Origin of the sequence: Brevibacillus sp. AF8 (genome assembly GCF_021270385.1) — a bacterium.
Taxonomy (GTDB): Bacteria; Bacillota; Bacilli; order Brevibacillales; family Brevibacillaceae; genus Brevibacillus.
On record NZ_JAGQDN010000001.1, the window covers coordinates 617,678 to 630,413 of the forward strand.

Here is a 12,736-nt window from a genome sequence, read left to right on the forward strand (position 1 = left end):
AGGGTTTCCTCCGATTTTCGCACAGTATAGAAAACGCGGGAATCCTGTTCCCGCGCTTGCTCTACTTTCTTTCAATTTTCGTACCGGAATCGTGCGTCACCACGAGAAATGGGGTCAATTCCCCTTCTTCCCAATAAAAAGGCAAGACAGAAATCGGAACTTGCCCTTTCGATGCAAAATCATACGTGAGACGCGCTAACAGATGCGCTCCAGCTTCTCCTGCCATATCCGCCACAATCAGCACATCCTGATGCGGAATCGCGACACCAAGCGCGTCTCCTTGCTTTTTCTGATCCATCTCCGCCAGAAATGAATCCAGCAAAATTCGGCTTGCCGCATAGCCGTCTGTCGGACTAATAAAATGGATGTGCTGGCCCCCTACCTCTTGTGACTTCACTGAAAAGGGGAGCTTTCGCAAGTTTTCCATCGCGTATGAATGAAGCTGCTCGCTCGTCCAGCCTGCTTCCTGCAACATCCGCTTCTCAATCAATGCGTAGCCTTCACCTTGATCTAGGGCGTACAGGACGTACGTATCTGCTGTATGTTCCTTCACAACCCACCGCTCCGGGTACTTGTGGATCATCGAGGCATGGCGCAATACCGGATAAATGTTAGGCTCTTGGCCGGTTACTTTCAGTTGTCGATCCAACTCCATCACTCCCTTCATCATTTATTACCAAGGTGGATTATCGTCGTCCTCCGTTGGCGTGCTCATCGGTGTATACCCAACGTTTTGGCTTCGCTCTTCGATTTCTTTCACGATGTCCGTCAACGCTTTTGGCTTTAAAAACTCCACAGGAGACATGCCACGCTCGAACTGTAGCTGCTCGCCTTCTAATAATACCAAATAACGCCCGTTTACTTTCGCGATATGCAGGTTCGTACCGTAATCGGCCAATAATGTACGGATCTGCATATGATCCAGCTTGAACTTCAGTTCGACCTCTGGTTGGCGATCTGTAATAATTTGCATCGCTTCCATCACGGTCTCATGTTCCCATTTTTCTGCGAGCTCCCGCTTAGGACTTGCTGCAATGAGTTCAATGGCTTCCTCTTCCCGTACCCGCTCTTCTGATGTTTCGGGGTACGTATATTCGATGTGCTGTCTCGCCAATGAAATAACTTCTTCAGAGACGATCTGCGTCATCGTTTGCGGATACTCGATAAAACGCAGAAACTCCTCGAAATACCGTGCGTGGGAGAACTGATGAATTTTCACGTGATAGGGATCATTCATCCCGGATTCGATCATATACGGATACATCAGCGATTTCATGTTTTTGGCATTGATCGCCATGCGCACATTCGATATGAGGCTCTTCTCATCTGTGATGACTGCTGTTTTTTGTTCGAAATCGCATTTTAAAATAAAGACATAGCGCTCATCAATTAGATCGAGCCTCGTCCGCACTACAATCATAACCCCGCCTCTCACCTGAGAGGTTCGCAAATACGACTGAATCAACTCCTGACAGGGCTCCTTGCTCTCCCCTGGCGTTTCCGCTGCCAACAATCGATTCAAGAGGGCATAGTTGGGGTTCGAGTCCAATGGATGTCCAGGCTCCAACACAAATTGACCCAGTTTTGTCGGCGTGCCTTCTGTCTTTGGATTCATCTCGACTTTTCTTTTCGCAATCCGGGCGAATTCCCCATCGAGAAAATCTTTCAGCTCGCTCTTCTGATATTCATCATGGCCCAAATAGCGCGTCATTCGCACTTGTTTTATGCCATCCTCTTCTTCAGGCTGTTCCATCAGATAAAAGGATAACCAGTCAATTGTAAAATTCATACCCTTCGCTCCTGTCTGCATGTAACGAACTGATTATAGCAAACCTATTGAAAAAAAGGTCAGCTTTTTCAAATCATGATAAGATGAAAGGAGGAGGGGAAAATCAGACAATGTGGACTCGTATGAAGTCATGGTGGAACGAAACAATACGCGATAAACCATATCGGCCCGGCCACCTGGCAGGACAGTATGAAATAACAAAAGTATTAGGGATGGGAAGCTACGGGATTGCCTATCTCGCCACGCACAACCCTACAGGTAATCAGGTTGTACTGAAGCAAGTGAAACCAAGCCTGCGTCACACACCAAAAGGAGAAGCCATGCAAGCGTACGAAAAAAAGGTGCTGATGTCCCTCTCGCATCCGCAAATCCCTCGCTGTCTGGATTCTTTCACATATCGGCAAGACTCGTTTATGGTCATGACTTATATTGCAGGTCCCACACTCGAAGACATGTTGTTTGATCTAAACATCGTGGCTGACGAGAAAAAATGCGCCGAATGGATGCGCCAAATCGGGGAACTCGTGGCTTACCTCCATGAACAAAACGTGATTCACCGTGACGTACGGATCCCCAACGTCATCTGGAAAGAGGACAAGCCGTACCTGATTGATTTTGGCCTCGCTCGGTTCGTTGGTGATCGCCCGACTTACACGGCTGATGCTCTTTCCGCCTACCCGTCTGAAAAACAATTGAAGCGAGAAGTCGCTCCTTCCAGTGACTTGTACGCTTTGGGACATTTCTTTTTATTTTTGCTCTATTCCGGATATGAATCGGAACCAGACGCACCTGAAAAAAGCTGGGAAGAAGAGCTTTCTTTATCTCCTTCCATTCGCATGATGATTCGCCGTTTGTTACAAATGGACGCCCCTTATAAAAGCGTACAGGATTGGCTAGAAGAGCTGGATCGCTATATGATCCACTACCTGGAAAAAAGAGCAGGGCATCCGTAGACTTCACGGATTCTCCCTGCTCTTCTTCATTCTGCAATCGGCTCTTGTTTCGCCTGTTCCATCTTTTCCTTCAGTTCCCCTGCTTCCCGGCGCAGCACTTGTCGTTCGTGTTTCGTCAGAACTTCTCCACCAACAGTGCCATTTACCAGTAAATCCTCTTCATATAACCGATCTTTGCGCATGGAAACCTCCTGCAGACAAGTTGTGTACTTCTTGTCCTACTTTGTTCCAAAGCTGCCCTTCTTATGTGCACGATTTTGATTCCGTTTGGCAGGGCTCGCATTTTTGGCTGGAGCTCCTGACTTTTGTGCTGGTGCGGGCTTTCTTGCAGGACGCGGATCTTCCAGTGCTCCGTGCGTCATGAATTTTTCAGCAATCGGCAAGCCTGTTTGCTTGGAAAATTTTTGAATAATGAATCGTTCCTGTGTCGTAATGATCGAAAATACCAGTCCGGCACGCCCCATACGCCCAGTTCGGCCACTGCGATGAATATACGTGTCAGCATCCGATGCAGGATCGTAATGCACAATACATTCCACACCTGGAATATCAATGCCACGTGCGGATACATCTGTCGTAATCAGCACCGGGAATGCCCCATCCCGGAATTGTTGGAGGGTGCGGGCACGCTCTTCTTTCGTAGCATCACGGTGCAGGAGTCTGCACGGCAAATGGTGGTAGTTGAGCTTCGAAACAATCTCGTCCACTTTTTCGATTTGATTGACAAAAACAATCGAGGAGCGAACATTGACGAGGCGCAGCAAACGACGGAGCGTATCCACCTTTTTACGTGGATCGGTCACCAAATACATGTGTGCTACCCCTGCAGCTCCTTCTGGTGCTGCTGCGCGAATAACGGCAGCATCTTTTGTGAAAATTTCAGCCGTATGTACGACTTCCTCTGCGATTGTCGCTGAGAATAACAGTCGTTGTGTATCACGAAGCGTTTTTTTCATGACCTCTTGGACTGGCTTGCCAAAGCCCGCATCCAGCATACGGTCTGCCTCATCAACAACAACCGTCTTCACTTCATGGACCTTTAGCTTGCGCTGATCAATCAGCTCCAGCAGTCTTCCTGGTGTTGCTACAATCAATACAGGCTTCTTTTTCAGTCTCTCGATTTGGCGTTTTACATCGACACCGCCAATAATGGACATCACGGCCGTGTCCTTGCCTGGCAGAAGGCTTTCTGCTTCCCGCGCAATCTGAACAACGAGCTCATGCGTCGGTGCGAGTACAATGGCCTGTACATCTTTTTGCTCCATATTGATTTTCGATAAAATCGGCAGTAAATAAGCAAACGTCTTGCCTGTCCCTGTCGGTGATTCAATCAAGGCATCTCGACCAGCCATAATCAACGGGATGGCTTCACTTTGTACAGGTGTCGGTGTTTCCATTTTTCGCTCTCGCAATATAGTCAACAGCGGTGCGCTAATTTGTAAATCTGCAAACGTGGTGCTCACAAAAACCCTCCTGGCATAAAGTCGTGCATTGGGTAAGCTTACCACACTTTGCAGGTAGAATACAGAGGTAAGCCAGTCCTCGTGGGGTAAGGTCCATTTAGAAAAAGATAAAAATAGGCGAAATCCGCATTGGACTTCGCCTGACCTTCCTTCTACCCGTTATTCGAATCGAAACGGGTTTCCTGCTTCTCACCTTGGTCTTGACGGTCCCGGCTGGTGGTTTGGTTACGTGTCCCTTTTGGACTTTCCATGTACTCCTCTACTTCCTTTTGAAACGCCTCATCATAGTCACGCACACCTATCACCTCCTGTTCTTATTTTGACCAGGCTGATCACATATTATTTTCCTGAAACCTTTTTCCCGGTAATGCGTCTCTTCATATAGGAATGACAACCCTAGTACAATTTGTTAGATGGATGTGAATAGTGAATGGAGACGTTGTCGCGCACTCGCACACGCAAGCGAGCCAAGCGCAAAAGACCATGGCGTTGGGTTAAGAAATGGATCCTCGGCACTGCCTTAACCTGTACAACCTTAGCTCTACTGGGAATTATTTTTTTATTTGGAACGAAAAATGGAGTAGAATTACGTGAATGGGCGGCAGGTACTTTGCTGACAACCCAGCACGATTACTGGGCCCCCTATACATTTTTGCCCGATGAAAAACTGAAAGAACTAAAGGAGCAAATTACACATCCTACCGTTATCAACTCTGAAGATACAGGTTCAGCCACGACAGGACCTGCTATTCCGCCGAAATCGAATCTGGTAACCGTCACACTTCCGGAGAAACCAAAGGAGCTGATCGAGATTGAGGAAATTGACGTCTCGAAAGGCAGTTATTACTTTAAAGGAAAAATCATGTACATTAGCGACCCGAGCAGAGTACGGCTCGTCGTCACGAATCGCAAGGACCGTGGAGATTTGCTCGATGAGTTTGTAAAGAAAACAGGAGCCATCGGGATCGTCAATGCGAGTGGATTCGCCGACCCAGACGGTTACGGCAAAGGAGCGCGAGCTTACGGCGTCGTCATCCACGACGGAAAGATTTTGCAAGGCTACAACCCGAGAAGCGGAGAAACCGCACTAGGGCTTACCTATGACGGTAAACTGATTACGGGCAGCTACTCGGCTGAACAACTCGTAAAAATGGGCGTGCGTGACGCTGTGAGCTTCCGTCCGCAGTTGATTGTAAACGGGAAAAATATGTTTGAAGGAAAGCCTGCCAAAAGCTGGGGCATTCAACCGCGTACCGCGATTGGACAAAAAGAAGACGGGACGATTGTATTTGCAGTCATTGATGGTCGCCAACCCGGGCATTCCATCGGGGCAAGCATGAACGACATGGCGGAAATACTGGCTGAGCGGGGTGTAATTACAGCAATGGCCATGGACGGTGGTTCCAGTTCCATGATGCTGCACAATGGTGAGGCCATTACGAAGACGTCTTCTCCCTATCATCGAGGCCGCTATTTGCCAAATGCGTGGGCTGTTTTTTAGAGAACGGCTAGGGTGATTTTGAGGAGGTTTCAGATTCTTGGACAAATTGTTTCACTATAGTGAAGACCCAGCCATTGCGAATTTTCAGCTTCAGTCTGCACTTTTCCGTGATCCGTATGCGAAATGCGTCGCTCACATAATAAAACAGGCAGTCTCCCAATGGGTGGCTGCCTGTTTTTGCTTTTACAATTTAATCGGAGTTTTTGCCTGCTCCAAACTCCATTTCTCAACATCCCACGTCTGTGTAACCCAATCCTCATAAAATTCAGGTTCGTGGCATACGAGAAGGACGGTTCCTTTGAATTCCTTCAAAGAGCGTTTCAACTCTTCCTTGGCAACGACATCCAAGTGGTTCGTCGGCTCGTCAAATACCAACCAGTTGCTCTCACGCTGCAGTAATTTACAGAGACGAACTTTTGCTTGCTCGCCCCCGGACAGAGCGTTCAGGTTACGATTGATATGCTCATTTTTCAAGCCACAACGTGCCAGCGCCCCGCGAACTTCATGGTTATTCATGGAAGGGAATTCATTCCAGACATCATCGAGTGCAGTAATTGGCTTCGCCTTTACTTCTTGCTCGAAGTAAGCCGGATGGAGGAAATCGCCTTTCTCCAGCTTTCCACCCAGCGGAGGAATTACGCCCAGCAACGTTTTCAGCAGTGTAGACTTACCGACACCGTTCATGCCGACAATCGCTACTTTTTCACCGCGCTCCAGCTTCACACTAAGCTTTGGCAGCAAAGGATGTGAATATCCGATCTCCAAGTTTTCAGCTTCGATGACAAAACGGCTACTTGCCCGGGATTCCTTAAAGATAAACGAAGGTTTCGCTGCTGATTCCGGCTTGTCAATGCGATCCATTTTATCGAGTTGCTTTTGACGGCTCTTCGCGCGGCCGGTAGTAGACGCACGTGCCTTATTGCGCGCAATAAAGTCTTCCATTTTTGCGATTTCTTCCTGTTGCTTCTCAAATGCGTCAAAGTGCTGACTGCGTTTCATCTCAGACTGTGCCAAGAAGGATTCGTAGTTCCCTGTGTAACGATTCAACTTGGTAAATTCCAAATGATAAATCACATTCACAACTTCGTTCATGAAGGTCGTGTCATGGGAAATCAGCATGAAGGCATATGGATATTCCTTCAAGTAGTTTTTTAGCCACACGATATGCTCTTCATCCAAGTAGTTTGTCGGCTCATCCAACAAAAGAACGGTTGGTTTTTCCAGCAGCAATTTTGCCAAAAGAACCTTGGTACGCTGGCCACCAGAGAGGGAGGCAACATCGCGCTCCAAACCGATTGCACTCAAGCCCAAAGCGTTGGCAATTTCATCTACTTTTGCATCGATCAAATAAAAGCCGCTTGTTTCCAGCTTGTCTTGAATTTCGCCCATGCGTTCCAGTAATTCTTCCAGTTCCTCTGGAGATGCCTCGGCCATCTTTTCACCAATCGTCATCAATTCAGCTTCTTGCTCTAACAGCGGCAGGAAAGCGTCCTTAAGTACGTCGCGAATCGTTTTACCAGCTTGCAGCTTGGTATGCTGATCCAAATATCCGTATTCGATTTTGGGCATCCATTCAACACGACCGTTATCAGGCAAATTTTGGCCTGTCAAAATTCCCATCATCGTTGATTTTCCGGTACCATTTGCGCCTACCAGTCCTACACGGTCATTCGGTTGCAAACGGAAAGAAACATCACGAAACAAAACACGGTCCCCAAAACCATGGGACAAATTCTCTACAATCAAAACACTCATGCTCTATTCTTCCTCCTGATCTGTTTCCTCTATGAGGCTTACAACAAAATTCTTTCAAAAAAAGTAGGCGCGTACCTTGCCACATAAGATTCGCCCGTAAATACCAATTCGTCCAGCCGGACACGCATTTCTTGAAGGTTGACACTTTCCCCGGCGATGTTCAAAATTGCGGCTCTTGTCAACGCCCTCAGAATCGTGACTTCTGTAGCCAGCTTGTCACCGAACAGCTTGCCGCTATGCACAATCTCTGAGCGATGATTGTACGATTTTTTTACAAACTGTGCAATCCGTTCACGCTGCAAGGCGGTTTCTCCAAAATAGTACGCCATTCGGACACGCAATTTATAGGTAATCTCGCCTTTTTTGCCATCGGGAACGAACAATGATTCTAATGCAATCCACAGATCCAACAGCTGATCCTCGTAGTTTTTCTTCTCCAGTGAGAGCGCATAGCGACGAAAAGCAAGGGATGGCAGCTTCTGTTCAACTAAAGAAGAAAAAATGTCAGCCGTTTCATCATCAAATGTGTACTTATCACCATCAAGTGATCGTTTCAAATACGTAATGCCATACATATTGCCACTGACTGTGATGATGTAAGGAATCGAACAAGTCCCTGTTGTGGACGCTAGATTCAGCTTACTTTCGATTTCTTCAATCCACACCCGATCATCCGTTACTTTCATCTCTTCGTGATCCCCAACTAAAAATAAACTGCTGGGATCTACACGCAAATCAAAGGTTCGCTTGTTCTCGTCCATCTCATTGCGCAAGAAACGAGACGCGATCTCATATGGCCTCTTTGCGCCTGATATGAGCGTGTACGAATTAGGCAAATCGATCCGAACGGGCTGTGCTGTTGTTGAATTGAATACGGGGGCGATTAAGACCGGCATAGTTCTCGCTCCTTCCAGACCAGCAGAGCTCGTTTATTGTTTACATAATAAATATTATGTTCTATAAACAGTATCGTGCCATTCTGTAGTTTTGACAACATATCAATTCCTTCTAAATGTGGACATGCTTCCTCACCATACCAGTTTGGAACAACCTCATTATAGAATACCAGCATTTCCTATGGTTCGTCATCATGTGTTTACGCCAAACTAGGTAAAGAAGGAGTTGATTTTATGGAAAAGGACCATATTCTTGATGAAAATCCGCATCAAACTTACAATAATGTAGCTCAACCGCTGGAACAGACCGGCGAACCCCAGTCCGGCTCTAAAAAAGTGAAGCAGCAAAATCATTCGCGCGCTATTCGAACACGAGAAGGATAATGAATGACACCCGGCTCCATTGCAGTCGGGTGTCTTTACTCTTCCTTTTTTTTACATCGAAAAAGATTGAATTGTCCCACAAGGATGAACTATGATAAATTTAGTATCCTTGATGGAGGTTAAGTGAAGATGATCACCATTCCACTTCCGGGCAACCATAGCCCTCTTTCCAATTTGATCAGCTATAGTGTTTCGCCGCTGTACGAGATGGCTGCCAGTTTGTATACACTCGCCCAAGAGACACCTCCCGAGCGATTTGCTTTTTGGACCGAAGAAAAATTAGAGCAGTTTGAGTCTGCCCGTCTTTTAAAAGAATGGGGCTATTTGGTCCCCCTCTTTCGATATGGGATCCCTGACTCATTTGACCCCCTACATACAAAAGGCGTGATGGCTGTCGATGATCAATATGAGTACTTCGTAACACTTCCCACTGATCATTTTTTGCGTAGCATCAAACCGATCTTGGAGGAGTGGATATTGCATCACGATTCTCCTGCAGTTGCTCTCGATTTAGAAGAGGATGCCGATTATGTGAAAGGCCGTTTCAGCCTGTTCGTTTCATCTTATTGGCAGCTATTTTTTGAGGCGAATTGGGAGGCGATTGCTCCAAAATTTGTTCGTGAAGCAGAACGGATTTATTACTCTTTACAAGGAATCGAATCCCTTACTACCTATCTGCAATCCATTTCTCCCGCCATTACCTACGATACGAAAACTCACCAGCTTACCTGTCCGAGTAATGGTCCTAGCTATGATGCACAGCATCTCATTCTTTATCCGAGCTATTATTATGCTCAAGAACCCGTGCTTACGAAAAAAGGCTGGAATGCTCATTTGCTTTATTCCATCTCGGGAGTATCCACTCAACCAAAAACGCCCTCATGAAGGGCGTTTTTCATGTTGCATATGTGCGACAATTAATTTATCTAATTGTTGGCTGATTCTCACGATTTCAGGGTCAAGAAAATTGTAACCTGAATCTTTCGCTGCGCGCTCCAGCCTTAGTCGCAAGTCATCAATCATCTTACTCATTGTTTCCATGCTGCAGGCCCCCACCTAACGTTGTCTCCCACTATTTTACATTATTTAAGAACAGGTGGAAAGGGTAAGATGTGGAAGAAAAAGCCTTGTACCCATTTCTGGCACAAGGCTTTTCCCGCTTCCTATTTCATGACGTGGATCGGACGACCCAGAGCCAATTCAGCAGCTTCCATTGTTACTTCACCCAGTGTTGGATGTGCGTGGATGGTCAGCTCGATATCTTCGAGTGTTGCGCCCATTTCGATCGCCAATCCGATCTCAGCGATGATGTTGGATGCTTCAGGACCAACGATTTGCGCACCCAATACGAGATTCGTTTCTTTTTCTGCAATCAGCTTCACGTAGCCTTCGCCTGCATTTACAGACAGAGCGCGACCGTTTGCTGCGAATGGGAAACGACCTACAATGTAATCGATGCCTTTTTCTTTTGCTTCTTTCTCATTGATTCCAACGCTTGCGATTTCTGGATCGCAGAAGACAACCGCTGGAATCGCCTTGTAGTCCACTTCTGCTGGATGACCAGCAATCGCCTCAGCAGCAACCTTACCTTCGTAGGAAGCTTTGTGAGCCAGCGCAGGACCTGCTACGATATCCCCGATCGCGTATACGTTAGGAATGCTTGTGCGGCCTTGTTTGTCGACAACGATCAACCCACGGTCAGTCATGTTCATGCCGATATCGCGAATACCGAGTTCATCTGTATTCGGACGGCGTCCAACAGTAACGAGTACGTATTCCGCCTCGATTTTTTGTTGCTCGCCTTTTACTTCAGCAGTCACGATCACGCCGTTTTCTGTCTCTTCCATTCCTTGTGCCAATGCTTTTGTATGGATGGTAACGTCGAGCTTTTTCAGCTTGCGTTCCACCAAACGTGGCATGTCTGGCTCAAATCCTGGCAAGATTTGATCGGAACCTTCCAAAATTGTAACTTTTGTACCAAACTTCGCGAACACTGTACCAAGCTCGATCCCGATGTATCCACCGCCGATTACCACGAGGCTCTTCGGCAGTTCAGTCAAGGACAACGCTTCAGTAGAAGACATTACGCGTTTGCCAAACGGGAATGCAGGCAACTCAATTGGACGGGAACCAGTTGCAATGATGCAATGCTGGAAACGATAACGGTTGACATCATAACCGTGGAACACGCGTACTTCATTTTCACTTACGAACAGCGCTTCACCAGGGATTACCTGGATTTTGTGGCCTTTGAAAAGGGAGCCAACGCCACCAGTCAGTTGCTTCACGATGCCGCTCTTCCACTCTTGTACTTTGGCAAAATCCACTTTTACATTTTCCATGGTGATACCCATGGATTCTGTATGTTGCGTGTGCTCATATGTGTGTGCAGCGTGGATCATCGCTTTGGAAGGAATGCAACCTACGTTCAGGCACACGCCACCCAGCTCAGCTTTTTCCACGACAGCTACTGTTTTACCAAGTTGAGCGGCACGAATTGCTGCAACATATCCACCTGGACCGGCACCGATTACGAGTACGTCAACCTCTGTAGTAAATTCACCTACTACCATTGTCTCTTATCCCTCCATGACGAGCAGCGTTGGGTTTTCGAGGAGCTGCTTCACGTAGTTGACGAAACGCTGTGCAGGTTCGCCATCAACCAAGCGGTGGTCAAAGCTCAAAGACAGGTGCAACATTTGACCTACCGCGATTTCACCATTTTTCACAATCGGCTTTTCGCTAATGCGACCAACACCCAGAATAGCTACTTCTGGATAGTTAATGATAGGCGTGAAGAACATACCGCCCGCAGAACCGATGTTTGTGATGCTGAAAGTAGAACCTTTCAACTCATCAGCAGTTGCTTTGCGGTCGCGTGCTTTCTTCGCCAGCTCGCCGATTTCGCCTGCGATTTGGAAGATTGATTTGCTGTCAGCGGATTTCACAACTGGAACGAGCAAGCCGTCTTCTGTCGAGGTAGCGATACCGATGTTATAGTACTTTTTAAAGATGATTTCTTGTTTTTCATCGTCGATAGAAGCGTTGAGTTCTGGGAATTTCTTCAGACCAGCTACAACAGCTTTCACGATCATAGGCAGGTAAGTCAGCTTCACACCACGCTCTTCAGCAAGTGGCTTCGCATCTTTACGCATAGCAACAAGCGCTGTAACATCCACTTCGTCAAAGATTGTTACATGTGGTGCTGTGTAAGCAGATTTCACCATTGCTTTCGCGATTGCTTTACGCATACCTTTCAGCGGAACGCGCTCTTCCAGCTCGCCTGCTTGAGGTGTGTGGTGAACGGTTGGAGCCGCTGCTGCTTGTGCTACACCTGTAGCTGCTGCAGGTGCCTCTGTTACTTCTGTAGCTGCCACTGCTTGTGCAGTTGGCGCTGCTGCTCCGCCAGATACGAAGCGATCTACGTCTTCGCGTGTGATGCGACCCAATTTGCCTGTACCAGGTACATTAGCCAATTGAACGCCTTTTTCGCGAGCGTATTTACGAACGGAAGGTGTAGCCAACACATGCTTACGGTCAATTGGTGCCGCTACTGCTGTTGCAGTTGCTTGTGCCATTGGCGTTTCAAGAGTTTGGTTCGCATTTGCACTCACTTGGGAACCGATGTCGCAGCCTGGCTCCATTTTGTCTGCAGCTTGAGGCGCTGGTGCCGCTTCAGCAGCGTGGGAATCGCCATGCCCATGGTCTGGCAGGTTCGGAATTTCGCCTTCTACGTCAAACTCGATCAGTGGATCGCCGACTACAGAAACCGTACCCTCAGTTACTTTCAGGTCGATAACTTTCCCTTTAACAGGCGATGGTACTTCTACTACCGCCTTGTCATTTTGTACTTCCATGATGACTTGGTCTTCTTCTACGGAATCTCCGGGCTGTACGTGCCATTTGACAATTTCGCCTTCATGGATACCCTCGCCGAGCTCCGGGAGTCTGAATGTAAAACGACTCACAGTATCTCCTCCTTATAACACTTCGCC

General features: G+C 47.3%; 14 protein-coding genes. 4 read left to right on the plus strand and 10 right to left on the minus strand.

What is annotated here, in order from left to right:
• Positions 1-61: 61 nt before the first annotated feature.
• Together KB186_RS02265 and KB186_RS02270 are read right to left on the minus strand one after the other, a co-directional pair.
• On the minus strand, positions 62-655 hold the full coding sequence (locus KB186_RS02265) for a DUF1444 family protein (RefSeq protein ID WP_232773037.1): 594 nt from the start codon (positions 653-655) through the stop codon (positions 62-64).
• A gap of 18 nt (positions 656-673) precedes the next feature.
• Positions 674-1,789, minus strand: coding sequence for a DUF3900 domain-containing protein (locus tag KB186_RS02270; protein ID WP_232773038.1), 1,116 nt, complete (start codon positions 1,787-1,789; stop codon positions 674-676).
• A gap of 122 nt (positions 1,790-1,911) precedes the next feature.
• Here KB186_RS02270 and KB186_RS02275 point away from each other — a divergent pair, with 122 nt between their 5' ends.
• Positions 1,912-2,742, plus strand: a complete 831-nt coding sequence (locus tag KB186_RS02275) for a serine/threonine protein kinase (RefSeq protein WP_232773039.1) — start codon at positions 1,912-1,914, stop codon at positions 2,740-2,742.
• Between the two features lie 26 nt (positions 2,743-2,768).
• On the opposite strand, the gene KB186_RS02280 is transcribed toward KB186_RS02275, so the two are convergent.
• The 3 genes from KB186_RS02280 to KB186_RS02290 form a co-directional block, all read right to left on the minus strand.
• Positions 2,769-2,924 carry a hypothetical protein gene (locus KB186_RS02280; protein ID WP_232773040.1) on the minus strand — a complete coding sequence of 52 codons (156 nt, stop codon included), beginning with the start codon at positions 2,922-2,924 and terminating at the stop codon, positions 2,769-2,771.
• A 36-nt stretch (positions 2,925-2,960) separates the two neighbouring features.
• A complete protein-coding gene (locus tag KB186_RS02285; RefSeq protein ID WP_173607891.1) occupies positions 2,961-4,205 on the minus strand; it encodes a DEAD/DEAH box helicase in 1,245 nt (414 codons plus the stop codon).
• Between the two features lie 152 nt (positions 4,206-4,357).
• Positions 4,358-4,501 (minus strand): hypothetical protein, encoded by a 144-nt coding sequence (locus KB186_RS02290; protein ID WP_162837736.1) that lies wholly within the window; start codon positions 4,499-4,501, stop codon positions 4,358-4,360.
• Between the two features lie 134 nt (positions 4,502-4,635).
• On the opposite strand from KB186_RS02290, the gene KB186_RS02295 reads away from it, so the two are divergent.
• Complete coding sequence (locus KB186_RS02295; RefSeq protein WP_173607892.1) at positions 4,636-5,706, plus strand: phosphodiester glycosidase family protein; 1,071 nt, start codon at positions 4,636-4,638, stop codon at positions 5,704-5,706.
• A 183-nt stretch (positions 5,707-5,889) separates the two neighbouring features.
• Here the strand turns inward: KB186_RS02295 and KB186_RS02300 are convergent, their stop codons facing one another.
• The gene (locus KB186_RS02300) at positions 5,890-7,461 is read right to left on the minus strand and encodes an ABC-F family ATP-binding cassette domain-containing protein (protein WP_173607893.1); all 1,572 of its coding nucleotides are present in this window, start codon (positions 7,459-7,461) and stop codon (positions 5,890-5,892) included.
• 38 nt (positions 7,462-7,499) lie between these two features.
• Positions 7,500-8,357: a HEPN domain-containing protein gene (locus tag KB186_RS02305; RefSeq protein ID WP_173607894.1), complete on the minus strand. Its 858-nt coding sequence runs from the start codon at positions 8,355-8,357 to the stop codon at positions 7,500-7,502.
• 234 nt (positions 8,358-8,591) lie between these two features.
• Between KB186_RS02305 and KB186_RS02310 the strand changes: the two genes are divergently transcribed.
• Together KB186_RS02310 and KB186_RS02315 are read left to right on the plus strand one after the other, a co-directional pair.
• Positions 8,592-8,741, plus strand: a complete 150-nt coding sequence (locus KB186_RS02310; RefSeq protein WP_173607895.1) for a small acid-soluble spore protein P — start codon at positions 8,592-8,594, stop codon at positions 8,739-8,741.
• A 129-nt stretch (positions 8,742-8,870) separates the two neighbouring features.
• Positions 8,871-9,626: a hypothetical protein gene (locus KB186_RS02315; protein ID WP_232773041.1), complete on the plus strand. Its 756-nt coding sequence runs from the start codon at positions 8,871-8,873 to the stop codon at positions 9,624-9,626.
• Here KB186_RS02315 and KB186_RS02320 read toward each other — a convergent pair.
• The 3 genes from KB186_RS02320 to KB186_RS02330 all read right to left on the minus strand — a co-directional run bounded on the left by KB186_RS02320 (position 9,621) and on the right by KB186_RS02330 (position 12,709).
• Positions 9,621-9,782 carry an aspartyl-phosphate phosphatase Spo0E family protein gene (locus KB186_RS02320; protein ID WP_173607897.1) on the minus strand — a complete coding sequence of 54 codons (162 nt, stop codon included), beginning with the start codon at positions 9,780-9,782 and terminating at the stop codon, positions 9,621-9,623. The two genes, KB186_RS02315 and KB186_RS02320, sit on opposite strands and share 6 nt — an antisense overlap.
• 122 nt (positions 9,783-9,904) lie before the next feature.
• The gene (lpdA, locus tag KB186_RS02325; protein ID WP_016743458.1) at positions 9,905-11,314 is read right to left on the minus strand and encodes a dihydrolipoyl dehydrogenase; all 1,410 of its coding nucleotides are present in this window, start codon (positions 11,312-11,314) and stop codon (positions 9,905-9,907) included.
• Between the two features lie 6 nt (positions 11,315-11,320).
• On the minus strand, positions 11,321-12,709 hold the full coding sequence (locus KB186_RS02330; protein WP_173607898.1) for a dihydrolipoamide acetyltransferase family protein: 1,389 nt from the start codon (positions 12,707-12,709) through the stop codon (positions 11,321-11,323).
• Between the last annotated feature and the right edge of the window lie 27 nt (positions 12,710-12,736).